Source organism: Gemmatimonadaceae bacterium (genome assembly GCA_040882285.1).
Classification (GTDB): domain Bacteria; phylum Gemmatimonadota; class Gemmatimonadetes; order Gemmatimonadales; family Gemmatimonadaceae; genus JACDCY01.
This window is the reverse complement of the sequence record JBBEBQ010000007.1, coordinates 87,214-113,624: the sequence shown is the minus strand read 5'-3', so window position 1 is coordinate 113,624 and position 26,411 is coordinate 87,214. Positions and strand designations below refer to the sequence as shown.

At 66.1% G+C, this 26,411-nt stretch carries 25 protein-coding genes; 11 read left to right on the top strand and 14 right to left on the bottom strand.

Translation table 11 applies throughout. From position 1 onward, the window contains the following. Nucleotides 1-66: 66 nt before the first annotated feature. From pdhA to WEA80_04590, 3 genes are all read right to left on the bottom strand, one after another. Nucleotides 67-1,065 (bottom strand): pyruvate dehydrogenase (acetyl-transferring) E1 component subunit alpha, encoded by a 999-nt coding sequence (pdhA, locus tag WEA80_04600; GenBank protein ID MEX1185847.1) that lies wholly within the window; start codon nucleotides 1,063-1,065, stop codon nucleotides 67-69. Nucleotides 1,066-1,172: 107 nt separating this feature from the next. Further along, on the bottom strand, nucleotides 1,173-2,084 hold the full coding sequence (gene lipA / locus WEA80_04595) for a lipoyl synthase (GenBank protein ID MEX1185846.1): 912 nt from the start codon (nucleotides 2,082-2,084) through the stop codon (nucleotides 1,173-1,175). Between the two features lie 47 nt (nucleotides 2,085-2,131). Further along, nucleotides 2,132-3,202 (bottom strand): FAD-dependent oxidoreductase, encoded by a 1,071-nt coding sequence (locus WEA80_04590; protein ID MEX1185845.1) that lies wholly within the window; start codon nucleotides 3,200-3,202, stop codon nucleotides 2,132-2,134. 152 nt (nucleotides 3,203-3,354) lie between these two features. Between WEA80_04590 and WEA80_04585 the strand changes: the two genes are divergently transcribed. Then, complete coding sequence (locus WEA80_04585) at nucleotides 3,355-3,588, top strand: hypothetical protein (GenBank protein ID MEX1185844.1); 234 nt, start codon at nucleotides 3,355-3,357, stop codon at nucleotides 3,586-3,588. 28 nt (nucleotides 3,589-3,616) lie between these two features. On the opposite strand, the gene WEA80_04580 is transcribed toward WEA80_04585, so the two are convergent. The 4 genes from WEA80_04580 to WEA80_04565 all read right to left on the bottom strand — a co-directional run bounded on the left by WEA80_04580 (nucleotide 3,617) and on the right by WEA80_04565 (nucleotide 7,002). Beyond that, entirely contained in the window at nucleotides 3,617-4,345 is a 729-nt protein-coding gene (locus WEA80_04580; GenBank protein MEX1185843.1) for a DUF3108 domain-containing protein, read from the bottom strand. Then, nucleotides 4,342-5,106, bottom strand: coding sequence for a glycosyltransferase family 2 protein (locus WEA80_04575; protein ID MEX1185842.1), 765 nt, complete (start codon nucleotides 5,104-5,106; stop codon nucleotides 4,342-4,344). The genes WEA80_04580 and WEA80_04575 overlap by 4 nt, the downstream gene beginning before the upstream one ends. An 81-nt stretch (nucleotides 5,107-5,187) precedes the next feature. Continuing rightward, nucleotides 5,188-6,261: a glycosyltransferase gene (locus tag WEA80_04570; protein ID MEX1185841.1), complete on the bottom strand. Its 1,074-nt coding sequence runs from the start codon at nucleotides 6,259-6,261 to the stop codon at nucleotides 5,188-5,190. Between the two features lie 12 nt (nucleotides 6,262-6,273). Further along, nucleotides 6,274-7,002, bottom strand: coding sequence for a gamma-glutamyl-gamma-aminobutyrate hydrolase family protein (locus WEA80_04565; protein MEX1185840.1), 729 nt, complete (start codon nucleotides 7,000-7,002; stop codon nucleotides 6,274-6,276). A gap of 94 nt (nucleotides 7,003-7,096) precedes the next feature. Between WEA80_04565 and WEA80_04560 the strand changes: the two genes are divergently transcribed. Next, on the top strand, nucleotides 7,097-8,839 hold the full coding sequence (locus WEA80_04560; GenBank protein ID MEX1185839.1) for a hypothetical protein: 1,743 nt from the start codon (nucleotides 7,097-7,099) through the stop codon (nucleotides 8,837-8,839). Between the two features lie 338 nt (nucleotides 8,840-9,177). Here the strand turns inward: WEA80_04560 and WEA80_04555 are convergent, their stop codons facing one another. The 7 genes from WEA80_04555 to WEA80_04525 all read right to left on the bottom strand — a co-directional run bounded on the left by WEA80_04555 (nucleotide 9,178) and on the right by WEA80_04525 (nucleotide 17,266). Continuing rightward, entirely contained in the window at nucleotides 9,178-10,728 is a 1,551-nt protein-coding gene (locus WEA80_04555; GenBank protein MEX1185838.1) for a peptide MFS transporter, read from the bottom strand. Between the two features lie 123 nt (nucleotides 10,729-10,851). After that, nucleotides 10,852-11,928, bottom strand: coding sequence for an oligopeptide/dipeptide ABC transporter ATP-binding protein (locus WEA80_04550; protein MEX1185837.1), 1,077 nt, complete (start codon nucleotides 11,926-11,928; stop codon nucleotides 10,852-10,854). Further along, a complete protein-coding gene (locus tag WEA80_04545; GenBank protein ID MEX1185836.1) occupies nucleotides 11,925-12,959 on the bottom strand; it encodes an ABC transporter ATP-binding protein in 1,035 nt (344 codons plus the stop codon). The genes WEA80_04550 and WEA80_04545 overlap by 4 nt, the downstream gene beginning before the upstream one ends. Further along, nucleotides 12,952-13,812, bottom strand: coding sequence for an ABC transporter permease (locus tag WEA80_04540; GenBank protein ID MEX1185835.1), 861 nt, complete (start codon nucleotides 13,810-13,812; stop codon nucleotides 12,952-12,954). The genes WEA80_04545 and WEA80_04540 overlap by 8 nt, the downstream gene beginning before the upstream one ends. Continuing rightward, a complete protein-coding gene (locus WEA80_04535; GenBank protein ID MEX1185834.1) occupies nucleotides 13,805-14,776 on the bottom strand; it encodes an ABC transporter permease in 972 nt (323 codons plus the stop codon). Before WEA80_04535 ends, WEA80_04540 begins: the two co-directional genes overlap by 8 nt. 1 nt (nucleotide 14,777) lies before the next feature. Then, entirely contained in the window at nucleotides 14,778-16,439 is a 1,662-nt protein-coding gene (locus WEA80_04530; protein MEX1185833.1) for a peptide ABC transporter substrate-binding protein, read from the bottom strand. A gap of 29 nt (nucleotides 16,440-16,468) precedes the next feature. Next, complete coding sequence (locus WEA80_04525) at nucleotides 16,469-17,266, bottom strand: hypothetical protein (protein MEX1185832.1); 798 nt, start codon at nucleotides 17,264-17,266, stop codon at nucleotides 16,469-16,471. 113 nt (nucleotides 17,267-17,379) lie between these two features. Here WEA80_04525 and WEA80_04520 point away from each other — a divergent pair, with 113 nt between their 5' ends. The 9 genes from WEA80_04520 to WEA80_04480 all read left to right on the top strand — a co-directional run bounded on the left by WEA80_04520 (nucleotide 17,380) and on the right by WEA80_04480 (nucleotide 26,335). Next, nucleotides 17,380-17,553, top strand: coding sequence for a hypothetical protein (locus tag WEA80_04520; GenBank protein ID MEX1185831.1), 174 nt, complete (start codon nucleotides 17,380-17,382; stop codon nucleotides 17,551-17,553). Nucleotides 17,554-17,718: 165 nt separating this feature from the next. Beyond that, entirely contained in the window at nucleotides 17,719-20,619 is a 2,901-nt protein-coding gene (gene gcvP / locus WEA80_04515) for an aminomethyl-transferring glycine dehydrogenase (GenBank protein ID MEX1185830.1), read from the top strand. A 320-nt stretch (nucleotides 20,620-20,939) separates the two neighbouring features. Beyond that, nucleotides 20,940-21,728, top strand: a complete 789-nt coding sequence (locus tag WEA80_04510; GenBank protein ID MEX1185829.1) for a hypothetical protein — start codon at nucleotides 20,940-20,942, stop codon at nucleotides 21,726-21,728. A 149-nt stretch (nucleotides 21,729-21,877) separates the two neighbouring features. Next, complete coding sequence (locus WEA80_04505) at nucleotides 21,878-22,336, top strand: hypothetical protein (protein ID MEX1185828.1); 459 nt, start codon at nucleotides 21,878-21,880, stop codon at nucleotides 22,334-22,336. Nucleotides 22,337-22,396: 60 nt separating this feature from the next. Then, entirely contained in the window at nucleotides 22,397-22,876 is a 480-nt protein-coding gene (locus WEA80_04500; protein MEX1185827.1) for a hypothetical protein, read from the top strand. Nucleotides 22,877-23,442: 566 nt separating this feature from the next. Continuing rightward, nucleotides 23,443-24,084, top strand: coding sequence for a hypothetical protein (locus WEA80_04495; GenBank protein ID MEX1185826.1), 642 nt, complete (start codon nucleotides 23,443-23,445; stop codon nucleotides 24,082-24,084). A 144-nt stretch (nucleotides 24,085-24,228) separates the two neighbouring features. Next, the gene (locus WEA80_04490; protein MEX1185825.1) at nucleotides 24,229-24,906 is read left to right on the top strand and encodes a hypothetical protein; all 678 of its coding nucleotides are present in this window, start codon (nucleotides 24,229-24,231) and stop codon (nucleotides 24,904-24,906) included. A 120-nt stretch (nucleotides 24,907-25,026) separates the two neighbouring features. Continuing rightward, nucleotides 25,027-25,743, top strand: a complete 717-nt coding sequence (locus tag WEA80_04485; GenBank protein ID MEX1185824.1) for a hypothetical protein — start codon at nucleotides 25,027-25,029, stop codon at nucleotides 25,741-25,743. A 142-nt stretch (nucleotides 25,744-25,885) separates the two neighbouring features. Beyond that, nucleotides 25,886-26,335, top strand: coding sequence for a hypothetical protein (locus WEA80_04480; protein MEX1185823.1), 450 nt, complete (start codon nucleotides 25,886-25,888; stop codon nucleotides 26,333-26,335). Nucleotides 26,336-26,411 lie beyond the last annotated feature (76 nt).

Genomic DNA, 26,411 nt, shown 5'->3' with positions numbered 1-26,411 from the left:
AAACACTGGAAGTTGTCGGATATCGGCCGTTTCTAGTCACTAGTCACAAGTCACTAGTCACCAGCTTCAATCAACTACGACGTGTGCGTACAGCTCCTCCAGCTCCGGCTCCGGGCTCGCGTCCGCGAAGTCCCACGCGTCCTGCACCTCGGCCTTGATTTCCTCGTCCAGCTTGGCGTAGGCGGCATCGTCGATCTCGCCCGCTTCCGTCATGTGGTTGTGCAGCAGGATGATCGGATCGCGGCGCATCTCCTGCTCGAGCTCCGCCTTCGTCCGGTACGTGCCGCTCACGGCGTCGGACATGGAATGACCCATGAACCGGTACGTGCGCATCTCGAGCAGCGTCGGAGTTTTCTCGGCGCGCGCGAGATCGACCGCCCGCGTCACTGCGTCGCGCACGGCGAACACGTCCTGCGCGTCCACCGACTCGGCGGGGATGTTGTACGTCGCCGCGCGCGCGTTCACGTCCTCGTTCGCCATGGCGCGCGATACCGCCGTCCCCATTCCGTACCGGTTGTTCTCTATGATGAACACTGCCGGCACCTTCCACAGGCCCGCCATGTTCAGCGCCTCGTGAAACGCGCCGATGTTCACCGCTGCCTCGCCGAAGAAGCACAGGCACACCTGGTCGCCGCCGCGGTACTTGATCGCGAACGCGACGCCGGTGGCGAGCGGAATGTGGCTGCCTACGATGCCGTGGCCGCCGAGGAAGTTGAGCTTGGCGTCGAACAGGTGCATGGAGCCGCCCTTGCCGCCGCTGCAGCCGTCGCGCCGGCCGAACAGCTCCGCCATCACCGCGCGCGGAGTCATCCCGCGCGCGAGCGCCTGGCCGTGGTCCCGGTATGCCGTCACTACGTAGTCGTCCGGCCGCAGCACCGAGAGCGCGCCCGTGCTGATCGCCTCCTGCCCGATGTACAGATGGCAGAAGCCGCCGATCTTGCCGAGCGCGTACGCCTCGGCGGACCGCTCCTCGAACCGCCGCTGCAGCAGCATGGAGCGGAGGAACGCGCGGTTCAGCTCAGCGTCGCTCTTGGAGCCCGGCGATTTAGTCGGCTTCTTGGCCATTCAATAAAGCTCTTGGCTGTTGGCTATTGGCTCTTGGCTTGGGGCTGGGAAAAGCAGGAACGCGGGGCTTTTGGCTAATAGCCAACAGCCAATAGCCAATAGCTCCCTCATGCCACTCCCGCCGACTGCACCTGCTCCCACGCGTGGTAGCTGGAGCGCACGAGCGGACCCGATTCCACGTGGCGGAAGCCCATCGCCATGCCAGCCACGTACAGCTCGCGGAACTCCTCGGGCTTCACGTACCGGTCAAGCGGGATGTGCGAATCCGACGGACGCAGATACTGGCCGAGCGTGAGGATGTCCACGTCCACCTCACGCAGGTCGGCCATCGTCTGCTTCACTTCCTCGATCGTCTCGCCCATGCCAAGAATGATTCCGGTCTTGGTGGGGATGTGCGGCGCGATCCGCCTGGCCATGCGGAAGATCCTGAGCACGCGCTCGTAGCGGCCACCGGGCCGGCAGCGCTTGTACAGGCGCGGCACCGTCTCCGTATTGTGATTGTAGATATCAGGACCGGCCTCGAGCACCATGCGGACGCTCGGCTCGCTCCCCTGGAAATCGGGCACGAGCACCTCGACCGAGCAGCCGGGGAGCCGGTCGTGGATCTGGCGAATCGTCTCCGCGAAGATGTACGCGCCGAAATCGGGGAGGTCGTCCCGGTCGACCGAGGTGATGACGGCATGCCGCAGCCCCATTCGCGCGATCGCTTCCGCCACGCGCGCCGGCTCGGCGACGTCGTACGTGGGCGGCCGGCCGTGCTTCACCGCGCAGTACGCGCAGTTTCGCGTGCACGTGTCGCCCAGGATCATGAACGTGGCGGCGCCGTGCTCCCAGCACTCGCCCACGTTCGGACAGTGGGCTTCCTCGCAGACGCTGTGCAGGTCGAGCTCCCGCATCATCTGCCGGAGCTTCAGGTAATTGCCTCCACCCGGCGCGCGGACCTTCAGCCAGGACGGCTTCCGCTCGGGCAGGGCCTCCGACCTGTGTCGTCCCAGAATCTGGTACAGCGGTTGACTCACGGCGGCGTCCCCGAGCTCGGCAGGCGGCATTTGACTGTCAATGTATGCTAGAACCGGTCCGGACGGAATCGTGCGGCAACAAAATTTAGGACGTCCTCAAATACGAGATTTGCGACTATTTCCGCCGTGAGCGGAGCAAGCAGGACGCCATTCCGGGAATGGCCGGTCGCGTACACGATTCTCCGGGTGTGCGGGTCCGCACCGACGAGGGGGAGCATGTCCGGGGTCACTGGCCGGAAGCCGGACCACGCCGATGCCGGTTGCGCGGCTCCCAGCGAAGGACAGATCTCTTCGGCGGCGGAGCGGACTCGCGCGATCCCTTCGGCGGTCGTGCCCGGCGTGAAGCCCACCCGCTCCATGGTGCTGCCGGCGATGGTCGAGCTTCCGCGGGGTACGACGTAGCCGCGCGGGCCGTACAGTGTGTGCCGGCAGGGCGCCGCCGCGTAGGACACGAGCTGCCCGCGTACGGGCTCCACCACCGCAGCCAGATGCGCGCCTTCGATCCCGCCCGACCACGCACCGGCGGCGATCACCACATAGCCCGCGGAGTGGCGCGTGCCGTCGGCGGTAACGACCGTCACTGACTCTTCCGTGGACGAGACGGCCCTCACGCGCGCGGCGACGCGACGCACGAGCGGCGCGCGCGCCAGCAGAGAGTCCAGCGCGGCGAGCAGGGCGACGTTGTCCACGCAGCCGTCGTGCGGCGAGAAGAGCGCGCCGAGCGCGTGGGAGAGCGCCGGCTCGAGCGCGGTGAGCTCCGCGCGGTCGACCCAGTGCGACCCCGGATTGGCGGTCTTTCGCAGGCCTTTGACTCCCGCCGCGGAGAGCGCGACCTGCAGGATGCCAAGGCGGTTGAGCGGGACGGCGATGCCCGACCGCTCGCGCAGCCAGTCGAGATACGCCGGGTACCGCTCTCTCGCGGCCAGCGCCAGCGCGCTGGCGGCACTGTCGGCGCCGCTCGCGCGCTCCACCGAGGGAGCCAGCATTCCGGCTGACGCGCCGGACGCTTCCCCGGTGCGCGCGTGCTCGAGAAGAAGCACCGTGGCGCCACGCTCGGCCAGCGCAGCGGCGCACGCCCTGCCGATGAGGCCGCCGCCGGCGATTGCGACGTCTGCCAAGGGGGGTGGCGGAATGGTGACTAGTGACTAGTGACTGGTGACTAGTGGTTGCTGAAACACTCGCAGCCAGCTTTCGTATTTAATGTGACGAGCTAGAGGTATGGTTAGCCAACAGCTAACAGCCAATAGCCAATAGCGCTTTGGAGATTCGTATGATACGCACAATTCTCATGACCGGCCTGTTCGCCATGCTGGGACTGTTCGCCCTGGGTCTGGTGTTCAAGATCTTCGGCGGGTTGCTCGGTATCGCCATATGGCTGGTCGTAGTGGCGGTCAAGATAGCCATCGTCGGGGCGATCGCGTATCTCGCGATTCGCATCGTCAGCCCGGGCACGGCGCGGCGTCTGCGCGAGCGTTGGTCGGAGACGCGGGTCAGCACGTACTGAAAACGCGGTGACTAGTGACTAGTCACTGCTACCTGCCGGGCGTAAATGACCGGAGAAACAGGTTCAGCGACCCGAACGCAACCTTCGTCTTCAGCTGCAGCACCATCCGACGATCGTCGTCGGACAGCCACAGCTCGGCTTGGCCGCCCTCCGCGAAGATCCCCTTGGACTTTATCGTCGGCTGGAGCACGATCGCGTTGAACGTTCCCGCCGGAACGACGATCCGCTCCCTGCGCAGCACGCGAACCTTCACCGGGTTGCGATCGGGCCGGAAGTAGCGGTTGAACTCGTAGGTCCGACCGACCTCCAGCGGAATCGTCCGGATGAAATACAGGAAGGATGCGTCGTCCAGCGGATTCGACACCGACGGATGCTCTGTGGCACTCTTGGTGACTTCCACGTAGACGGAGCGGTCAGGGTAGATCTCGAAGTGCCGCTCGCGCTCGCGCGACCCCTCGTCGAGCCGCTGCACGAAGCGCAGCGACGACAGGGTCTCGGTGTCGATCCAGCTCTGAAGAATGTCGTCGACCTTGTAGAAGAACGTCCCGCCCTGCACGCGGAAGTAGGTCTTGTACGCGGCCCGCCCGCGAATGTGGCTGATCTCGCGCACTTCCATCGTGCTGGTTCCGACCTTCACGGGACCGAACCGGACATCGAAGACCAGCTTTTCACCGACGCCGAACGGGTGGTCCACAGCGGGCGGCGATACGGCCGCGCCGATTCCCGTAAGAATGGCGAGCGCCACCGCGGCGATCATCGGGCGGCCCTCGCCGGCGCCGCCGGGGGAAGCGGCGCCCTCCAGTGGCCCAGCGCGAACTTGTACAGCGCGACCGCGTCACTCACCGGGCGCACCCGGCTCTCGCGCACGCGAACATCATAGCTGGCCGGTAGCGGCACGCTCTCGACACGCCGCGCCACGCGCGACGCCGCCAGCAGCAGCTGGAGGTTGGCGCCGAGCCCCGGCGCCGAGCTGAGACCGCCGTTTCCGCCCTTCGCGAGCAGGTCCTTCACCACCGAGACACGGAACAGCCGGAAACCGCTGAAGGGATCGCCGACGCCCGTGAGCCCGGTGAACCGCTTGACCAGCAGCGACGACAGCAGCTTGAGCCGGCGAACCGGCTTGGGCAGCTCGGCGGAGCCGGTCCGGTCCGCGACCACGACGTCCGCGCCGCCCTCGAAGCGCCGCACGAGCTCGGGCAGCTGCTCGGGCGCGTCGGTGAAGTCGGCTTGCATCACGATGATGGCGTCGCGCCGCGGGTACCGCGTGCGACGGACGACCTCGCGGAAGCAAGCCTCGACGGCCGCCGGATATCCCGCGCGGCTCTTTCCACGAATGATCGTGAGAGGCAGCACTTCCCTGTACGGCTCGAGCGTCTCCGCGGTGGAGTCGGTGCTCGCGTCGTCATACACGACGATCTCGTATTCCCGGGAGTATTCCTGGAATACCGACCGAATCCGCCAGAGCAGGACTCCAACGGTGGGCGCTTCGTTGTACGTCGGAATGCAGATATAGAGCACTATTCAGCGGAGCTGTTGGGTGAGCTGGAACGAACGTGCAAGTATAGAAGGCGTATGCAAGATGGGTACACCTATGGACGACTAAGGCTCCGGGGAGAGTACTTCTCCGTACACGGCCCGCGTGCCCCGCACCATGCGCTCGACGCCGAACAGCGCCCCGCGCGGGGGCCCCGCGGCGCTCAAGCGGGCGCGCAGGGCGGCGTCGCGGATCAGCGAGGCCGCCGCGGCGGCAAGAGCCGCGACGTCGCCCGCGGGCGCAAGCAGGCCGCTGACGCCGTCCTCGATCAGCTCGGGCAGCCCACCGGTGGCGTATGCCACCGGAGGAATTCCGAGCGCCATCGCGTCGATGACGGCGGTCCCCAGTCCCTCGCTCGACGACGGATGCCAGAGCGCGTCCAGGCCGGCCATCGCGTCGTGCACGTCCTCGATGAAGCCTGGGCGGTGCACTTCGATGCCGCCCATGGTCGAGCGGTCGGCGCGCTCGCCTCCGATGAGCACGAGCCGCGCCTTTCGGGCGGCGTCCGCCGGCAGCCGGCGCGCGATCGCGGCGACCTCGGCGACGCCCTTCTCGCCGGTCATCGCGCCGACCACGCCGCAGATCACGCTGTTCGCGGGCCAGTGGCATTCCTTCCGCCAGTCGCGGGGCGCCGTCACCACCGGCGCCGGGACGCCGGAGTACACGACCGAGATTCGCCCGGGAGCGATGCCCGCTGCTGCCATCGCGTCGCGGACCGCCTGCGAGATCGCGATGAAGCGCGCGACGCGGCCGCCGTACTTGAGTCGCGCCGAGCGCGGAGGAAACACGACCCGCCGGGTGACGATCAGGGGAGGGCGCTTCTCGCGCGGCAGCGACGCGAGTGCGAGCAGTGCCAGCGCGTGGCCCCGCGCGTCGTGGGCGTGAACGATCGCGGGAGCGAGGTCGCGAATCAGCGAGCGTATCTGCCGGACGGCCCGCGGGCTCCATTCGCTCGGCATTCGCACCGGCGCGACTCGCAAGCCGGCCATTCGCGCTCGGGCCGACAGCGGTCCGCGCGGCTGCGCGATCAGCAGGCATTCGTCGCCGATCTCCCGCAGCCCCGCGGCGAGGAGCAGCGCCTGACGCTGCCCGCCCCGCCAGCTCGCGCCGGCGTCGACGTGCACGATATCGAGCCCCACCCGCTCAGATCCTCAGAACGATCGAACCGCTTCGGCGAACGCCTTGAACAGCGGGCCAGGCTCGGCGCCCGGCTGCGCGCCCGCGTCCATCTCCTCCGGATGCCACTGCACGGCGAGCACCCACCAGTCGTCGCTGCTCTCCACGCCCTCGATGATCCCGTCCGGCGCGCTCGCGGTCACCCGCAGCCCATCGCCCAGCCGGTCGATGGCCTGATGGTGCAGCGAGTTCACGTCGAGCCGGACCGCGCCCGTCGCGAGCGCGAGAATGGAATCATCTTCGATCGTCACGGAATGCACGGTTTCATTTCGTTCGCCGTCTCCGCTGTGCGCGAGGGCGCCCGGCCGCTGCGCGGCGATGTCCTGGATGAGGCTTCCGCCGCATTCCACGTTGAGCACCTGGATTCCGCGGCAGATCGCCAGCACCGGCATCCGGAGCCGACGCGCCGCGGAGATCAGCGCGATCTCGGTTGCGTCGCGCACCTTGTTGACGGTGCCGAGCGCTGGATGGCGCTCCTCCCCGAAGTAGTCGGGCGCGACGTCCTCTCCGCCGGTCAGCACCAGGCCGTCCACTCCCGCGAGGATCCGGTCGGCCGCATGCGGGTCGGCCAGCGGCGGAACAACGAGTGGTACGAGCCCTGCGTTCTCCAGGGCCGTGAGATAGGCCGCGTTCAATCGGACGCGGCGGGGTTCTTCTTCTTCCTGGATGGATGCAGTGACAGCGACGACTGGCCCTGTGTACAAGTGCGTCTCCTGGTGCAATAGCGTGACGACTCGCGTCACCCGGTCGCCCGGTCCAGCCCTGTCCGTAGTCGTGCCGAGCCCCTATATCGTACCCATGAGCGTTCGCTTCGCGCGACCCCCATGGCTGAGCGCCGCCCTCTGCTGCCTCATGGCAGCCGTCCCGGCCGCCGCTGCCGCGCAGGTGGCGCAGCGTGAAGCCGTCCCCTGCGCCGGCCAGGTCATCACGGCGACCGAGATCGACACGCGCCCGCCCTTTCCCGGCGCCGATGGGACTTTCATAGGACGCACCGGGCAGGCGGCGAGCAAGGTACATACGACGACGCGGACCGAAACGGTACGGAGGTACATGGCGCTCGGTCTCGGCGATCGCTGCGAGGAGCTGCGACGCGCGGAGTCGGAGCGCATCCTGCGCGCCCAACCGTTCATCTCGGATGCCACCGTCGTCGCCTTGAGCGACGGCCAGGGGGGAGTGGTGCTCAGCGTCACGACGGTGGACGAAATCTCGCTGATCGCGGGCGGCTCGATTTCGGCTTCGTCGCCGCACGTCCGCTCGGTGAAGCTCGGCAACAGAAACTTCTTCGGGAGCGGGCTGCAGGCCGAAGTGAGGTGGGAGGATGGCCGGGAATTTCGTGACGCGTACAACATCCGCGTCAGGGACTACCAGTTCTTCGGTCGCCCGTACCAGATCGCCGCGGAGGCGGGCCGGCTGCAGGTCGGGACGGAGTGGCTGGTGGACGCGAGCCACCCCTTTCTGACGGACCTGCAGCGCATTGCCTGGCGGGTCGGCGCCGGGCAGCTCGACATCTACACGCGGTTCCGGCGCCCGGATGCGGATCCCGTCCACATCGCGGTCGACCGGGAATATATCGAGGCGGGCGGCGTGGTTCGCGTCGGTCCCATCGGACGCATTCTGCTGGCCGGCGGATCGATCACGCGCGAGCGCGTCATGCCGGGAGAAGGGCCGGTCCGCATGGTGGACGGCGCGCTCGTGACCGACACCTCGACGGTACTGATCGGCCGCTACATCGAGCAGCGGCAGGCGCGAGCCAATGCGCTGCTCGGCGTTCGCCTCCTGCGATTCATGGCGGTGACGGGCTTCGACGCGCTGGACGCGAGGCAGGACGTGCGCAAGGGCCTGCAGCTCGGGTTCGTGCTCGGACGCGGATTCACTTTCCTCGACCCAAAGGGTGACGAGGATTACTTCGCGTCGGTCAGCGCCTACGCCGGGATGGGGTCGCCGTCCGCGTTCACGGCGCTGGAGGTGAACGTGGAAGGGCGAAGGGCGGGCAAGGAGGACAACTGGAACAGCGTGGCGTCGAGCGGCCGGCTCGCGCTGTTCGCGCGGCCGTTTCTCCGCCACACGTCCACCGCGAGTCTCGAATGGAGCGGCGGCTGGAGGTCGCGCGTGCCGTACCAGGTCACGTTCGCTTCACCCGACGGCGGACTGCGCGGGTATCGCAGCTCGCAGACCGGCGGGGCGCGCCGGCTGGTGCTGCGGGCGGAGGACAAGTACGTCTGGGGACGCTTCCGGGAGTACGCGACGATCGGTATCGCGGGGTTCGTCGACGCGGGGAAGATCTGGGCGGGTGATTCGCCCTTCGGCGTCGACACGCCGGTTCGGTACAGCGCGGGTGTCAGTCTGTTGATGGCGGTGCCTCCGCGCTCGCGCCGGCTCGCGCGGCTCGATCTGGCGTATCCGCTCAACACCGACGGCAAGCGGCGGTTGGAGGCGCGCCTGACGGTGCGCGACTTCGGCCGCGTGTTCTGGAGAGAGCCGCGGGATCTGTACCAGGCTCGCGAGCGGAGCCGGCCCGCGAGCGTGTTCAGCTGGCCGTAAGCTCTTATCCGAGTTCGCCGGTCCCTGCGAAGGTGTGCCCGGTTGGCATCCGAATGGGTATCCCGTTTCGGCGCTACGCGAGCAAACTGCGCTCGCTAACACGCGCCTGCACGGGACACCCACCCGGATGCCCCGGGGCACACCTTCGCACGCAGCGGCGACCTCCGCATAGCCCTGCGGCCGACTAGGGCCCGCGGGCCCGCCGCTCCCTTACCTCCGCAGTACGCACGCACAAAGAGCCGGGAGCGCTGGAACGACAAAGGCATCCTCTCAGAGAGCGTGTTAGCAAAGCGTAGCTCTCGGAGAGGATGCCTTTGTCGTTTCCCAGCGCGAGGGGACTAGGCCTTCACGCTCCGGGTAAGGCGCTTGAGCAGCGGCACGAGCAGCAGCAGCAGGAACGCCGCGCCGAAGGAGGTCGCCACGGGGATCGAGAAGAAGCTCGCCTGCGAGGTGATGGTCTCCGTCTGCGCCGCAAGCCAGCCGCCTAGGTAGCTCGCGGCCGAGCTCGCCAGAAACCACGCACCCATCAGCAGCGACGCGAACTTGTACGGCGCCACCTTGGTGACGTAGGACAGCCCGACGGGCGACAGGCACAGCTCGCCCAGCGTGTGAAACAGGTACGCCATCGTGAGCCACATCGCGCTCACCTGGAACCCCTGATCGACCGAGCGGCCGGCGACGACGAGGAACAGGAAACCGGTGCCGAGCAGCACGAGTCCGAGCACCATCTTCAGCGGTGTCGACGGCTCCATGCCGCGGCGGCCGAGCGAGATCCAGATGATCGCGAACACCGGCGCGAATACGAGGATGAACAGCGGGTTCATGGACTGGAACCAGCTCGACGGCATCTCCCAGCCGCTGATGTTCATGTTCGTGTGGCGGTCGGCGAACAGGTTCATCGAGCTGCCCGCCTGCTCGAACGCCATCCAGAAGAAGATCACGAAGAAGACGACGATGAACAGCGCGATCACGCGGTTGCGCTCTTCGCCGCGCGTGCCGGAGATCGCGAGCACCGCTGCCGCCACGCCCATGCCGGCGATGGCCATGCGGATAGTGAGGTCCACCGGATGGATGTCGCCGGCTCCGAGGAAGACGAGGCCCGCGCCCAGCGCGGCGCCGATGGTGACGGCCCACGGATTCCACGGCACTTCCATGGACTCCGCCGCGACGGCGGCCGCGTTGTTCGGATCGTGCTTGGCGTGCAGGCCGATCCCCGGGAGATACCTGTCCCGGCCCCACATGTAGATGATGAGGCCGAGCGTCATGCCGACTCCGGCGGCGCCGAAGCCATAGTGCCAGCCGACTCTCTGGCCGAGGTAGCCGCACACCAGCGGCGCGATGAACGCGCCGAGGTTGATGCCCATGTAGAAGATCGTGAAGCCCGAATCGCGCCGGACGTCGCCCTCGAGATAGATCTGTCCGACCATCGTCGAGACGTTCGGCTTGAAGAAGCCGGTGCCGATGACGACGAGCGCGAGCCCGAGGTAGAACGGGATCAGCTGTCCCATGTCCTTGAGCGTTTGGCCCTCTGGCACCGCACCCGGCCCGAACGCAAGCACGAAATGCCCCAGCGCGATGACGATTCCGCCGATCACGAGCGAGCGCCGGGTGCCGATGATCCTGTCGGCGAGGTAGCCGCCGATCAGCGGCGTGAGATAGACCAGGCCGGTGTACGCGCCGTACAGCCGCGCGGCGTCGCCGTCTGGCCAGTGCAGCGCGTTGACGAGGTACAGGACGAGCAGGGCCCGCATGCCGTAGTACGAGAACCGCTCCCACATCTCGACGACGAACAGCAGCCCGAGACCGCGTGGATGTCCGAACAGCGCGCGGTCGTCCAGCGCCGGCGGTCTATCGATGGTCGTTGCGCCTACGTCGACAATGCCCGACATGAATGGAACCCCGCTGTTAGCTGTTGGCTGTTGGCTGTTGGCCTTCTTACTTCGTGCTGCAATCGGTTCCAAATGGTTTTCGGCCGTTGCCAATAGCCAATAGCCAACAGCCAATAGCTGAATTCAGTGCAGCGCCGCCACGGGAAGATACCGCCTGGGCTCATGCACGCCACCGGCACGTTGCTGCTCCTCCCAGGTCACCTTGGTTGGCGGCTGCTTGATGCACGCGGCGAAGTGGCCGGCCTCCTTCTCCTCGAGCGGCGGGGCGATCTTCCCGCACGCCTCGTCCCTGGCGGGGTGGTGGCAGCGCGGGTGGAACACGCAGCCGCTCGGAAGGTTCGCGGGGGAGGGGACGTCGCCCTGCAGCACGATGCGCTCGCGCCTGCGCGCCGGATCCGGCACGGGAGCCGCGGAGAGCAACGCTTGCGTGTACGGCATGAGCGGCCGGCTGAACAGCGCCTCGGACCGGCCCAGCTCTACGATCTTGCCGAGATACATCACGGCGACGCGGTCGGCGATGTGCTCGACCACCGACAGGTCGTGCGCGATGAAGATGTAGGTGAGGCTGCGCTCCCGCTGCAGGTCCTGCAGCAGGTTGATCACCTGCGCCTGCACCGACACGTCGAGCGCGGATACCGGCTCGTCGCAGATTATCAGCCGCGGCTCCACGGACAGCGCCCGGGCGACGCCGATCCGCTGGCGCTGGCCGCCGGAAAACTCGTGCGGATAGCGCGACGCGTACTCAGCGCGCAAGCCTACTTCCTCGAGCAGGGCGCCGGCCCGCTTGTCCGCTTCCGCGCGGGTAGCGAGGCCGTGGATCAGCATCCCCTCGCGGATGATTGCGCCCACGGTCATGCGCGGATTCAGCGAGGAGAACGGATCCTGGAAGATTATCTGCATCTCGCGCCGCATCCGCCGGAGCGCGCCGCCTTTCAGATCCGCCACGTTCTGGCCGGCGAATGTGATTTCTCCCGACGTCGGCTCGATCAGGCGGAGAATCGAGCGGCCGGTGGTCGTCTTGCCGCAGCCGGATTCGCCGACGATCGCGAGCGTCTCGCCGTCGTACACGTCGAACGACACGTCGTTGACCGCGTACACGACCTCGGCCGGCCCGAGCAGCCCTTTCCGCGAGCGGAACGCCTTCGTCAGGTTCCGCACCGACAGCAGCGGCTGACCGTTTCCGACTGACGCGGCGGTCATGACGCGTCGATCCTCCGCCGCGCGACGAGCGGCCTGTGCGGCTCGTTCCGCCGCTGCGGCTCCTCGGCCAGATGACAGCGGCTCACATGACCGGGCGCGATGGTGTATAGCGGCGGGTGCTCGCGCTCCGCGCGCTCCCACGAGTACTTGCACCGGTCGTGAAAGCGGCAGCCGCTTGGCCACGCGGTCGGCGGCGGCACCGTGCCGGGAATCACGTTCAGCCGCTCGCGCTTGTCGCCGACCCGCGGCATGGCGTGCAGCAGCCCCTCGGAGTACGGATGGTGCGCGGACGTGAACAGCTCGGGCGTGGACGTCTGCTCCACCACCTCGCCGCCGTACATCACGATGACGCGCTGCGTCATCTCCGCGATCACGCCGAGGTCGTGCGTGATCAGCAGCACGGCGGTGCCGAACTTCTGCTGCACGTCGCGCAGCAGCTCGAGGATCTGCGCCTGGATCGTCACGTCGAGCGCCGTCGTCGGCTCGTCCGCGATGATGAGCGCCGGGTTCATCACCAGCGCCATCGCGATCAGCACGCGCTGGCGCATTCCGCCGGAGAGCTGATGCGGGTACTGCTTCGCCCGCCGGTCGGGCGCGGGGATGCCGGTGAGCCCGAGCATCTCCACGGCCTTCTTCCACGCCTCGCGCCGTGTCGCGCCCGCGTGAATCCGCGCGACTTCGGCGATCTGGTCGCCGACCGTGAACACGGGGTTCAGCGCGGACATCGGCTCCTGGAAGATCATGGCGATCCGGTTGCCGCGGATCCGCCGCATGGATTCCTCGTCGAGCGCGATCAGGTCCTTGCCGTCGAACTCGATCCTGCTCCCCGGCTCGACTCTGCCGGGGGAGCGGATCAGCCGCATGATCGAGAGCGCGGTCACCGATTTGCCGCACCCCGATTCGCCGACGATCCCGACCGTCTCGCCCGCGTCGATGCTGAAGGACACGCCGTCCACCGAGCGCGCCACGGCGTCGCCGCCGAGATAGAAGTACGTGCGCAGGTCCTTCACGGTGAGGAGCGGACTACTCATGCGCGTAGCTGTCCGTGTGTCCGAGCGCCTGCCGGAGTCCGTCGCCCAGAGCGTTCACCGCCACCACCGTCGCCACTATGGCAAGGCCCGGAAAGAGGGAGATCCACCACGCCGCCGTCATCAGCTCGGAGCCGTCGCGGATCATGTTGCCCCAGCTCGGAATCGGAGGCTGTATCCCGAACCCCAGGTAGGAGAGTCCCGCCTCGAGCACGATGACGTTGCCGAGTCCGATCGTCGCAAAAACGATAATGGGCGGGAGCACGTTCGGGAGCACATGGCGGACCGCGATGCGAAAGTCGTGCGCGCCCAGCGCCCGGGCCGAGGCCACATAGTCCGTTTCCCGCGCCGTCAGCACTTCGGCGCGCACCAGGCGGCTGAGCTGGAACCAGCCCGTGAGCCCCAGCAGGAGCACCAGCCCCGTAGTGGACATCCGCCCCCACAGCGCCACGAGCGCCAGCACGAGCAGGACGCGCGGGATGGACATCAGGGCGTCCACCAGGCGCATCATGATCTCGTCCACCACGCCGCCGACGTACCCCGCGGCGAGACCCCAGGCAGTCCCGACGGTCACGGCCACAGTGGTGGCCAGCAGTCCGACCAGCAGCGAGACCCGCGCGCCGAACAGCACCCTGCTCAGCACGTCGCGGCTGAACTGGTCGGTCCCCAGCGGATGTTCCGGCGTCGGCGGCAGGATGTTGCCGCCGACGATGTCGGGCTGGGCGAAGGGGTCGTACGGGGCGATCAACGGAGCCGCCACCGCTGCGAGCACGATGACGGCGAGAGCGGCGACCGCCACCCTCGTGCCCATCCGCATCGGGCGCGGCGCCGGCACCGCGAGCGGCCGCTCAGCCATCGCGCAGCCTGGGATCGGCCACGCGATACAACACGTCCGCCAGAAGATTTCCCGCCGCCACGACCACGGTGCCGACGATCACGACCGCCAGCACCAGCGGGTAGTCGCGCGAGGAGACGGCGTCTACGGCCACGAGTCCCATTCCCGGCCAGGAAAAGACCTTCTCGACGAACACCACGCCGCCGACCAGCGCCGGCAGGCTGGTGCCGAGCAGCGTGATGGCCGGCATCAGCGCGTTGCGCAGCGCGTGCCGGCGGACGACGGCGCGCTCGTCCACGCCCTTCGCGCGCGCGGATCGGATGTAATCGCGCGGCAGCACTTCGAGCAGCGCCGCGCGCTGGTAGCGCGCGACGGCGGCGGCCGCCGCGAGAACGAGAGTGGCGAGCGGGAGGACGATGTGGTGCGCGCGGTCGAGCAGGCGCGCGCCGGCGCCGAGATACGGGTACTCCACCACGTCCGTCATTCCGCCGACGGGGAACAGGGGGATCCAGTAGCTGAAGACGAGCAGCAGCAGGAGTCCGAGCCAGAAGTCGGGCATCGAGAGCAGGACAAGCGACAGCCCGCCGGCGACGCGATCGAACGGCCGCCCGCGCCTGCGCGTCTGCGCGAGCGCGAGCGCGACTCCCGCGCCGAACGCGAACACCAGCGCGAGCCCCACGAGCAGCAGCGTGCGCGGGAGCGAATCGCCGATCACCGCGCTCACCGGCTGCTGCCGCGAGAAGGACCAGCCGAGATCTCCCCGGGCGAGGCGCGCAAGGTAGCGGCCGTATTGTACCGGGAGGGGCTGGTCGAGCCCGTACGACGCGCGCCAGCGCGCGCGCACTTCCTCGGTGACGTTCGGGTTGTCGAGCGAGCCGGCGAAGGGATCGCCGGGGGCCGCGTGAATCAGGACGAAAACGAGCGTTGCGACTGCGGCGACTACTACGAGCGTATGGACGGCGCGACGCAGTAGGAACGCGATCACGTCACGGCGTCGGAGTCAGACCGATATTGTCGCGCGGCAGTCGCGCGTCGGGGTCGATCGTCCAATCCGCGAGATGCGCCCACCAAGCGTCCCGCCGCAGAACGCCGGGCCGGATGCGGCTGTGCAGCGCGAGCATCGAGAGCGGCTCGTACAGCCACACCGCGGGCGCGTCCCGGATGATCACCTCGTACGCGCGGCGCATGTGCGCGTGCGCCTCCACGGGGTCCATCGTGGACAGCGCGCTGTCCACGTGCAGGTCGAACTCCGGACTCTCGTAGGACCCGAAGTTGGTTCCGCCGGGTGCGCGGGATCCGGCGGTTCCCCACGTCTGTCTGATTCCCGGCGCGGGATCCAGCCGCCAGCCGCCGAGCGCTGCATCGAACGAGCGATCCCTCATTTTCGTCAGGAACGCCGCGTTGTCCAGCGACTCGATCTCCACCGCTACGCCGATCCCGCGCAGCTGCTCCTGAATCAGCACGGCCATCCTACCCCTGTTCCGGCTCGACGTCGGAGTGACGATGGAGAACGCGAGCTGCCGTCCCCCGCGCGTGCGCACGCCGTCGCGCCCGCGTCTCCATCCGAGAGAGTCGAGCACCGCGTTGGCCAGCGCGGAGTCGTACCCGATCCGCGGCAGGGTGGGATCGGCTCCGACGTAGCCCCGCACGGTCGGACCGATGGCCACGGTCGCGAGAGTGTCGAATACGTTGCGCACGAGCGCCGCACGGTCCAGCGCCGCCGATATTGCGACGCGTGTCGGGCGGTCGCCGAAAAGAGGGTGCGGCAGCGACGGCCGGCGGGGGTCGCGCAGGTTGAACTGAAGGAAGCCGTACTCCAGGCCGGGATACGTGACCAGCCGGAGCGCGGGGTTCTTCTGTATCTCCGGTATCATTTCGGGCCGCACGGCCTCGAACGCGTCCGCCTCACCGGCTAGCAGCTTGGTGGACGCGGTCGTGAAATCGGGCGACACCGTCCAGATCACGCGGTCGATGTTCGGCCGGCCGGCGTAGTTGTTGGTGTCGGCTACGACTTCCAGCGAGACCGCCGGCTGCCAGCGCGCGAAACGGAAGCGGCCGCTTCCGACAGGCGACCGCGCGAACGCCGTCCCGCGCAGCTGGGAGCGCGGCGCGCCGCCGAGCAGATGCTCGGGAACGATGAGCAGGTTGTACACCGCGTCGAAGAACTGCTGCGGCGAGCGGCCCCTGAACCAGAAGATCGCGGTGAGCGAATCGGGCGCGCTCACCGAATCGATGTTCGCCAGCAGCGCGGCCAGCGGCGCCGCTACTTCCGGGTCCTGAAAGAGCTGGTGCGTGAACCGGACGTCGCGGGCGGTGACGGCGCGCCCGTCGTGCCAGCGGGCGAGCGGGTTCAGCGTGAACGTGATCTGGAGCGAGTCCGGGCTCCACGTCCACCGCTCCGCGAGCCGCGGCCGGAAGCCGTAGTCGCCGGTGGTGTTGAGCGAATCGCCGATGTCCGCGAGCCGGTCGAAGATCAGGTCCGTGACCTGCCGTCCCTGCGTGGATGTCACCAACGGCGGAATCAGCGCGTCCACGTCGGCCGCGACGGCGACGACGATCGTGCCGCCGGTCACGGCGCCGGACTCGGCCCGCCGGTCGCACGCGCTCAACGTGCACAGGAGGACGACGCCGGCTGCGGAGCGTTTCAAGATCGATCGCATCGCCGGAAGATTGCGCCTCACCCGCGCCATGTCCATTGCGGATCCTCGAACGCGGGCACGTATCGCGTGACCGAGTCCGCCAATTCCGCCTGCGCGACCGGCGCGGGCTCGATGCCGTCTTCCCGTATCACCGCGAGCAGCGCGTCGTGCAGCTCCGCCGGCCTGGGAGCGCGGCCGAGGGCCTGCTCCAGCGTGGCCGGAGGCGGCGTGTCGCCCTCGCCCGCGAGCGCCGCCAGCGACGACTGGTCGTCGGAGATCAGGATCGATCCGTGCTGCAGCATGGCGCCGGCCTCGCGGTACTGCGCGCTCCCGACGAGCTTGCGTCCGCCGAGGGTGATCTCGCCGGCGGTCGGCTCGGCGAAACAGGGGTTGGCGTCGGGCGCGGGCGCGCGGCCCGTCCGCGCCGCGATCGCCGCATCGACGCCGAGCGAGCGCAGCGCGCGGAGGAGCAAGGCGTTGATCCAGTCGTATTCCGCGGCGATCGAACCGCCGGGCGCGACGGGCGCGGTCACGCTGTAGGTGATCTCGCGGTGGTGCAGGATCGCGCGTCCGCCGGTGGGGCGGCGCACGACTGCGATTCCCGCGCGCGCGAGCGCCTCCCGGTCGTACGCTCCGGTCCTCTGGTTCCGGCCGAAGGAGAGCGTCGGCGTGCTCCAGGAGTAAACGCGGACAACCGCCTCGCCGGTCGAACGGGCCCGTTCCATCAGCGCCGTGTCGCACCCCATGTTCTCCGGGCCGGAGAGGGCCGGCGTGAGGAGCGTCCGCCACGCCAGCTGGGCGAGATATGGTCGCGCGGTGTCGAGCCTTTCGTTCACCGTTTCCAGCATAGGGAGTGAATGGTACCCGGTTGCGGCCTCAGGACTATGGCGCATTTGGTTCGGTTTCCGGGTATTTTAGTGGACAGTCCTTCTTCTCGCGGACGGGCAGAATGAAGTTCAAAATCGAGATCGAACAGGAGACGGACGGCCGCTGGCTCGCCGAGGTCGAGGCGCTCCCCGGCACCGCCTCGTACGGCACCACCAGGACCGATGCGGTCGCCAAGGTGCAGGCGTTGGCTTTGCGTGTTTTGGCCGAGCGTTCTGAACACGGAGCAGCACGATAGCGAGGGATCGGTCCGCGCATGCTCTCTCGCATCGCTCGCCATACAGGACTCAAGCCAGAGGATCTATAGGCTTTCGGATCGGAGCCTCCGGAAACTCCAAACCCCCCCCTCCAAACTGCCACACTCCAAACTTGGATTCCCCTTAGCCCGCCTCGAAGCCTGTAAATGACGACCCAGACCAGACCCCGCACCCTCCCCGGCTTCGACAACTTCGTCCGCCGCCATGTAGGCCCGAGTGAAGCCGATGTCGCGAAGATGCTGGCCACCCTCGGCCACGCCTCCCTCGACGACCTCATAGATGCCGTCATCCCCCGCGACATCCGGGCGAAGGAGCTCCTGGCCATCGGCGCGGGTCTGAGCGAGCACGCCATGCTTGCGGGCATGCGCGCGCTGGCCGCGAAGAACAAAGTCTTCCGCTCGTACATCGGCCTCGGCTACCACGACTGCATCACGCCACCCGTGCTGCAGCGGAACATCCTGGAGAGTCCGGGCTGGTACACAGCGTACACGCCGTACCAGGCGGAGATCGCGCAGGGCCGGCTCGAGGCGCTGCTGACCTTCCAGACGATGGTGATGGACCTCACCGGACTCGAGATCGCCAACGCATCGCTGCTGGACGAGGCGACCGCGGCCGCGGAAGCGATGTCGATGAGCTACGGCGTCGCCGGCAAGCCGGGCAAGGAAGTGTTCTTCGTCTCGTCGGAGTGTCATCCACAGACGATCGACGTGATCCAGACCCGCGCGGCGGCGCGCGGGATCACGATCGAGGTGGGAGATTTCCGCACGTTCAAGCCGGGCCCCGAGGTGTTCGGCGTGCTCGTGCAGTATCCCGCGACCGACGGTGCCGTGCACGACTACAAGCAGCTGTGCGAGCGCGCGCACGTCGCGAACGCGCTGGTCACCGTCGCGGCTGACCTGCTGAGCCTCGTGCTGCTGACGCCGCCGGGCGAGTGGGGCGCCGACATCGTCGTCGGCAACTCGCAGCGGTTCGGCGTGCCGCTCGGCTACGGCGGCCCGCACGCGGCGTTCTTCGCCACGCGCGACGAGTACAAGCGGCAGATCCCGGGGCGGATCATCGGCGTGTCGCGCGACGCGGACGGGAACCCCGCGCTGCGAATGGCGCTGCAGACGCGCGAGCAGCACATCCGGCGCGAGAAGGCGACTTCGAACATCTGCACCGCGCAGGTCCTGTTGGCCGTGGTCGCGGGGATGTACGCCGTGTATCACGGCGCCGAGGGTCTGACGCGCATCGCCGAGCGCGTGCACGGGTTCGCCGCGCTGCTCGCGGCGGGAGTGAAGAAGCTGGGGCACGCCGTGGCGCACGAGGATTTCTTCGACACCGTGCGCGTCGAGATCGGCTCGGGCGGCGCGGAGGAGATCGTCGCGGCCGCGGCCGCGCGCGGGATCAACCTGCGGCACCTCGGCGGCTCTTCTATTGTAGTTGCGCTGGACGAGACCGTGACCGCGCGGGACGTGGAAGAGCTGCTGCTGGTGTTCGGCGGCGGGGCGAAGCCGGGGATCACGCTGGACGAGCTGGCGGACGAAGCGGACGCGCGCTACGACGAGCGGTTCAAGCGCGCGACGCCGTTCCTCACGCATCCGGTGTTCAACACGCACCGCTCCGAGACCGAGCTGCTGCGGTACCTGCACACGCTCGAGTCGCGCGACCTGTCGCTGGTGCACTCGATGATCCCGCTCGGCTCCTGCACGATGAAGCTGAACGCGACCGCCGAGATGATGCCGATCACCTGGCCCGGCTTCGGGAAGCTGCACCCGTTCGCGCCGTTGGAGCAGGTGCAGGGCTACGCCGAGCTGTTTCGGTTATTGGAGTCCGCGCTGGCGGAGATCACCGGCTTCGCGGCCGTGTCGCTGCAGCCCAACGCCGGCTCGCAGGGCGAGTACGCCGGGTTGCTCACCATTCGCGGCTACCATGCGTCGCGCGGGGAGTCGCATCGCGACGTGTGTCTCATTCCGCAGTCCGCGCACGGGACCAATCCCGCTAGCGCCGTGATGGCGGGGATGAAGGTCGTGGTGGTAAAGACCGACAAGCACGGCAACGTGGACGTGGGCGACCTGCGCGCGAAAGCCACCGCGCACGAAGCCAATCTCGGCGCGCTGATGATCACCTATCCGTCCACGCACGGCGTGTTCGAGAGCGGCGTGATCGAGATCTGCCGGATCGTGCACGAGCACGGCGGGCAGGTGTACATGGACGGCGCGAACATGAACGCGATGGTCGGGCTGTGCCGGCCCGGCGATTTCGGCGCCGATGTGTGTCATCTCAATCTGCACAAGACGTTCTGCATTCCGCACGGCGGCGGCGGGCCGGGGATGGGCCCGATCGGCGTGGCCGAGCATCTCGCGCCGTTTCTGCCGGGTCATCCTGTGGTGCAGCCGCACGGCTCGCGCAACGGCGCAGTCTCGGCCGCGCCGTGGGGGAGCGCCAGCATCTTGCCGATCTCGCTGGCTTACATACAAATGATGGGCGGGGAAGGGCTGACGCACGCGACGAAGATCGCGATCCTGAACGCCAACTACATCGCGCACCGACTGGAGCAGCATTTCCCCGTGTTGTATCGCGCGATCAACGGGACCGTGGCGCACGAGTGCATCGTGGACACGCGGGTGGTGAAGGGCGCGTCGGGTGTGGAGGTGGAGGACATCGCCAAGCGGCTCATGGATTACGGCTTCCACGCGCCGACCGTGTCATTCCCGGTCGCGGGGACACTGATGATCGAGCCGACGGAGAGCGAGTCGCTTGCCGAGCTCGACCGGTTCTGCGACGCGATGATCTCGATTCGGGAGGAGATCCGCGAGATCGAGATCGGGACCGCGGACAAGCAGGACAACGTGCTGAAGAACGCGCCGCACACGCTGGAGCGGGTGACCGCGACCGCGTGGACTCACGGTTACACGCGCGAGCAGGCCGCGTTTCCGGCGGAGTGGATCAGGGGGAGGAAGTTCTGGCCAGCGGTGGCGCGGGTGGAGAGCGCGTACGGGGATCGGAACCTGGTGTGCTCGTGTCTGCCGACGGATGCGTATGCGGATGCGCAACCGGGCGGGTAAGGAGCTCCGGTGGTGGCAGGTGTGCAAGGGGGCTGTGAGGACTTACTACAACTCTCCGTATCGTTTGCGCGGAAATATGCAGCGGACTTCTTGCGGCCTATTTCCGCTCTCCTGCTTGGCGAAAACTGCGTAAGTGCATTCAGCTCCGGCGGTTCGTCGCGGCGTGCCATTTTCGCCGGGGCGCGAGAGCCAGCGCCGCCTTGCTGCGTTTCGCCGCTCTCCGCAGTATATGTAGTCCAGATAATCAATAGTTAGACGTAGCCGATTCATCGCTGTCGATCAGCCTCGGCGAAGCAGCAATTTCTCGCGCCCGATAAAACATGGCCGGCACACCTTTCACGAGCATCACGCTGCGCAATTGGATGTTCCGTGGCGTCGACGGATCGCGCATACATCTCGAGGACGTCTCGTTGATCGGACACGGCCCGTACGCCCGAGACGACTTCGAGCAGTTCCTGAGCCGAAGGAAGATCGATACATGGGAGCCGGCGGCCTACACGGAAGTGCTCGTTCTGGGCCGAGAGGAATGGCAAGCTAGAGATCTCGACCAACTCCTTCGAAAGCGTGCCGGAAAAACACTGCGTGTCTATTCACATGAGATGTTCCTGGCTTACTTGATTTCCGGACACGATCCACTGAATACGCCGAAGATCGCCTTGCGAATGGGCAAGGGGCACCCGGGGCTTGAGCACTTGATGAAGGTCGGGTTCAGGTGGCCGAGTATCGTCGTTAGAGGATATGGTCGGTTGCGCTTACTCTCCGCGGACTGGCGTTCGGAGAGCTTCCTCAAGGCCAAGGGCTATCGGGTGGGCGATGGCGCTGGCAACCATCCGACCTCGCGACGACGCGCACTGGCACGGGCATACGCGGGCGCAATTCCAACGCGCTTTGGCACTGAGTACGCCGCGGATTGTGGGTCGCCGAAGTCGGCTCCCCGCCTCCGGCGAATGGCCTATGCCATCGCAAAGTCCTATCACCTGGGCGCAGGCCGTCTCGGAAGCGATAGTACCGCCTGTACCCAATGGTTTCGCGATCTCCGTTGGTTGAAGCGAACCTACTACGATAGACATTTGCAATTCGAATGGCCCTCAGTGAGGGTCGGTGACTAGCTTCGCGTCGCAGTGACGTCTAACGAACGCTGAACCTATCGAGCGATTTGCTGAGGCTCGCTTCGCTCGCATTTCGTTGGGTGCGCTCGCAGGTTAGCTGAAGCGTAGGCGGGCCACGCGCAGGCAGGTAGCCGATCAATCAGAGGCACATGGACAATTTCCGCCAGGTTCTCGGTGATGTCGAGTTTTGGAAGATCATGGCTCCTGTCCTTACGGTGGTCATCGGCTGGCTACTTAACGAAAAGGCCCGACGTCGCGCAGATCGCGAAAGACGATTCCTCCAGCAGTTCGAGCGAAAGGAGAGGAGTTATCGAAAGCTCTTGGAGTTGAGCAAGGGGTTTATGGTGGGCCAAGCTGAGGCAACGTCGCTCAAGCAAACCTTTCTCGACGAGCTCCAGCTATGCTGGTTGTACGCATCGGACGATGTGATCCAGGCCGCGTATGGATTCCTCGACTCCGTTCGGATTGGTAGCGGGACGCCTGAAGCCGAGAAGGAGCACGCCTTCGCTTCGTTCATTGCCACTCTTCGAAAGGACGCCCTCTCGTCTGACCTAGTGGCCAAGACTCGCCTTCGTGCTGCCGATTACCGGCTGCTAAAGGCTACCTAAAGTGAAACACTGCCGCCTAATGGGCGCGTGAAGCTGTCGGCGCGATGATGCGGACCTGACGTGGAGTTGAAGCTGCGGATTGTGCGCTGGCACCCGGTGCAGGTCCTTGTCCTGTGGATCGGTGGCTTCGCTGTATTAGGCTCCGTCGCATGGCAGTATGGTGCCCTTTCGAACCGGTCGGCGGCAGAGCTACGTCAAGCAGCGCACGACCACGCCGAGCGTTCACGAGAACTGGGTGCCGCGCGGGCCCGCGTGGATTCTGCTGAACGATGGTACTTCGAGTTACGGCAGACCGGCGCTGTCCCTGAGGTTGTTGAGGATTCCCGGCAGCAAGCGCGTAGTCTGCGAACAGACCTCAACGGGCGTGCAGAATTGGTATCCGCGCGCCGCAAAGCTGATCAACGGCGCATCGCCCGTCGGGCACAGCAGGCGGCGAATATGCGTTACGGCCTCTTGACAACGGTGCTTGCTGTGATCGTCGCCTTGCTGGTGGCCACCTGGATCTGGGCGTCCGGGCGATCCGCCGCAGCTTCGCCGTAGTCAAGGTGTGGAACAAGGTCGGCGGATCGGTCACTTACGGCGCTTCCGCTTTGGCGGTATTTCTCTCTCCATCCGTGACCTCTGTGCACGAGCGCATCACTCGCTACTCCGCGGAGGCATACAGTGCCTTCTAATGACTTCTCAAGCGAGACGCCGATGCTCGCGCTATCTCGTGGTTGGCTGTGGCGGATGCGCTTCGCTGGAGACGAACGACAAACTGTTCACGTTGAGCAGTGGAATCCTCAGGAAAAGACAGTGGGCGAAGGCATCGAGATTCAGATCGATGATCTGCCATGGGTTGCTCGTTGGCTCCGGGGATCCTATACGGCCGATGAGTGGCCGTCGCAGCGACAATTCCCCGGTGGCAGTGTCCTGTCGATGGAGCCTGTGCCGAAGCCAGAACTCTGGATTGAGCAAAAGTCGAGTCGCGAATCGCTGGGGGAAAGTTATCCTAGATCATCCGTTAGGCGACTCATGCTTTTCGAAGAGGACCTCAGGCCTCTCGTCGCGTGGCTCGAAGAGCGTACGAAGGCCCTTGGTGTGGGCATGCGCGGGCGTCAAGGCACGTGAGCAGCATTTCCCTGGTCCTGTATCGCGCGATTAACGGAACCGTGGCGCATGAGTGCATCGTGGGCACGCGCGTGGTGAAGGGCGCGTCGGGTGTGGAGGTGGAGGACATCGCCAAGCGGCTCATGGATTACGGCTTCCACGCGCCGACCGTGTCATTCCCCGTGGCGGGGACGCTGATGATCGAGCCGACCGAGAGCGAGTCGCTGGCCGAGCTCGACCGGTTCTGCGACGCGATGATTTCGATCCGGGAGGAGATCCGCGAGATCGAGATCGGGACCGCGGACAAGCAGGACAACGTTTTGAAAAATGCGTCGCACACGCTGGAGCGGGTGACCGCGACCGCATGGACGTACGGCTACACGCGCGAGCAGGCCGCGTTTCCGGCGGAGTGGATCCGGGGGAAGAAAGTTCTGGCCGGCGGTGGCGAGGGTGGAGAGTGCGTACGGGGATCGGAACCTGGTGTGCTCGTGTTTGCCGACGGATGCGTATGCGGATGCGCAGCCGGGGGGTTGAGGCATTCCGCTGCTGGCGGTGCCAAGCGGGGAAAGAGGCTGCGAGGACTCGCTACAGCTCTCCGTACCGGTTGTGCGGAAATATGCAGCGGACTTCTTGCGGCCTATTTCCGCTCTCCTGCTTAGCGGAAACTGCGTAAGTGCATTCAGCTCCGGCGGTTCGTCGCGGCGTGCCATTTTCGCCGGGGCGCGAGAGCCAGCGCCGCCTTGCTGCGTTTCGCCGCTCTTCGCAGTATACGTAGCTAGGCAATCAATAGTTAGGCCGAGATCATGATCCCTGAGCCGCACTCGCGTTTCGAAGAGATCGTCCTTGAGTTCTTGAGAGGACTCGGATACCCGAGCGGCTCGCTCGTGCGCGCGCCCTCGCTTCTGCCGAATGCTGGAACTCAGTACCGGCCGGATATCGGCATTCTTGACCCTGCCGCCAAGGAGTACATCGCGGTCCTTGAGGTAAAGGGAAGCAATGACTCTGTCGCGATCACAACAGCTAGCGATCGACTTCGCGGCTACGTGACAACGCTTAGTTCGCGGCCACTAGAGGCCTTCGTTGCGGTACCAGGCCATGGGCCCGACGCGATCAGCTTTTATCGCATGATGGCAGGTGGTGCGTTTACGCTGATCCCCCTTTCGACCTTTCCCCGTTATTCGGACTTACGATCTACCTCCCTTGCCTCTAGCCGTACTGCAGTACGCGCCGATATCAAGCGCACTACGGATCGCTTCCGCATCGTAGCATGGGTGGTGGCAGCCGCATCTTTCTTGCTGGCGGTTGGGGATTTTTTGCTCGAGCAGTTTTCCTCCATCTCCCTGTTGACGGCAGAGCGCTTGGCTCTCCTAGGCATAGCGGCGGCGCTTGTACTGGTGCCGTTTGCAGCGAAGCTCAAGGCATTCGGCCTTGAATTCGAACGCATGACTCCGCAGCGAACGGATTCCGATGGTGCGGCCTAAACGAGGAGTTGAAGCTGACGGCGCTCGCTTTGAACGCGGCTGGCTCGCTGCGCTCGCCTGCCGCAGTGTTAATGGTGCGCCGCAGCTTAACTCCGGCGCGTTAGGTAGCCACTTGTATCAATGAATTCTGAACCGTTCGCCTCTAGTACCGTCTCGTTGATCCTGGCTTGGATCTTCGCCGTTCCTGCGCTTTTCGGTATACTTGCTGGCGCTATGGGATTGCTGTTGGAGCAGGCCGAGGACGAGATCCCCAGGTGGTTTGTGCTTTGGATCATGCTATGCATTCTCGTCTTCAGCCCATTCCGATACTTCGTCCTGCAACTGATAATAGCCACCGCCTTTCCCGTTCAGAGCGTTGGGGCATTTCTATCGCTTCTTCTTCTCAGCTTGTACATCCCGATTGTCTTTGGGCTTCTGTACGGCATCGGAATCGTGCTACCGCTCTTTGTGTCGGTGTGGCTGGCCTTTGGCGGCCTGAAAGCGCCCAAGATATCCATGCCACGCCTTATGCTCGGCGCCCTGCTGACGCCTTTCACCTTAGGGCTCGGGTATGTCGCATTCTTCTGGCTTCTCCAGTACGGAGCAATGTCCGTTCACTGGCTTCGTGCATCCGACGTCATCGGCGCGACGAATGGACCTGCGCTCGCATCATATTCGGTCGCGCTGAAGCACTTCCTGCCGCTACCGATCTCCGGCATTTACACCGAGGTCACGCAAAACGATACCGACATGCTTCGTAATCACGTGGCAAGTTTCTACCTCGGGCGCCAAGCTGAAGCCCGATACGTGAGAGAGGCCTATCCGGCGTTGTACCAGAGCCTCACAAGCGAGCCTTAGCTGTGCGGCTACCTAACTTGGCGGTGAAGCCGACGGCGCCTACGCTGGAAGCAGCTGGCTCGCTCCGCTCGCCTGCCGCATTTTCTATGAAGCGCCACGGCTTAACGCACGCGCGTGAGCTAGCCACAGCCGCCCTCTCCCGTTGAAGACCGTGGTCGGCGTACAGCGCATCGTCAGATCGCTTCAAGTCGCCAGCATCGTACTTCTGGCTGGGTTCGTACTCGGCTTTGGAGCCGAGACCCACGTCAGCATGCCTTACAACGCCCGCGTCTTCATAAACCCAGAGACCAACCGATACATCTCGCCACCGTGCCTGAGACTCACGTCGACACAAGAGCAGGAGATTGAACAACGGCAAAGGGGAAAAACATCCTATCACGACAGCATGGCCGTGCTCGTCGCCGTCGCTCGCTTGTACCCAGCCGTGTACCGCGAGATGATCGACCAGAAATTCGGGGGCGAGCAATCCTGTGCCGACGCTGACGGCTTCAGTATGAAAGATCGTAGCATGAGCGGGCTCTTGCTGCAGCGACTCGGTATCCTAGGTCCTTTGCCGAGACGTTGGGCCAAGGATGGCTCATGGAACTGGTGACGTTGCAGCGGCTATCGAAGGAGCAATTGCTGCAGTCGGCGCATTTAATTTGATCGTGCCGCAGCAGAATTGCGGG

What these genes read in the sequence shown, in the direction of transcription:
- WEA80_04540 (MEX1185835.1), bottom strand. Translation starts at nt 13,812, where the DNA reads ATGGCTGAGCGGCCGCTCGCGGTGCCGGCGCCGCGCCCGATGCGGATG.
- gcvP (MEX1185830.1), top strand. Translation starts at nt 17,719, where the DNA reads ATGACGACCCAGACCAGACCCCGCACCCTCCCCGGCTTCGACAACTTC.
- WEA80_04545 (MEX1185836.1), bottom strand. Translation starts at nt 12,959, where the DNA reads ATGAGTAGTCCGCTCCTCACCGTGAAGGACCTGCGCACGTACTTCTAT.
- WEA80_04555 (MEX1185838.1), bottom strand. Translation starts at nt 10,728, where the DNA reads ATGTCGGGCATTGTCGACGTAGGCGCAACGACCATCGATAGACCGCCG.
- WEA80_04490 (MEX1185825.1), top strand. Translation starts at nt 24,229, where the DNA reads ATGATCCCTGAGCCGCACTCGCGTTTCGAAGAGATCGTCCTTGAGTTC.
- WEA80_04520 (MEX1185831.1), top strand. Translation starts at nt 17,380, where the DNA reads ATGAAGTTCAAAATCGAGATCGAACAGGAGACGGACGGCCGCTGGCTC.
- WEA80_04505 (MEX1185828.1), top strand. Translation starts at nt 21,878, where the DNA reads ATGGACAATTTCCGCCAGGTTCTCGGTGATGTCGAGTTTTGGAAGATC.
- WEA80_04560 (MEX1185839.1), top strand. Translation starts at nt 7,097, where the DNA reads ATGAGCGTTCGCTTCGCGCGACCCCCATGGCTGAGCGCCGCCCTCTGC.
- WEA80_04510 (MEX1185829.1), top strand. Translation starts at nt 20,940, where the DNA reads ATGGCCGGCACACCTTTCACGAGCATCACGCTGCGCAATTGGATGTTC.
- WEA80_04580 (MEX1185843.1), bottom strand. Translation starts at nt 4,345, where the DNA reads ATGATCGCCGCGGTGGCGCTCGCCATTCTTACGGGAATCGGCGCGGCC.
- pdhA (MEX1185847.1), bottom strand. Translation starts at nt 1,065, where the DNA reads ATGGCCAAGAAGCCGACTAAATCGCCGGGCTCCAAGAGCGACGCTGAG.
- WEA80_04485 (MEX1185824.1), top strand. Translation starts at nt 25,027, where the DNA reads ATGAATTCTGAACCGTTCGCCTCTAGTACCGTCTCGTTGATCCTGGCT.
- WEA80_04550 (MEX1185837.1), bottom strand. Translation starts at nt 11,928, where the DNA reads ATGACCGCCGCGTCAGTCGGAAACGGTCAGCCGCTGCTGTCGGTGCGG.
- WEA80_04585 (MEX1185844.1), top strand. Translation starts at nt 3,355, where the DNA reads ATGATACGCACAATTCTCATGACCGGCCTGTTCGCCATGCTGGGACTG.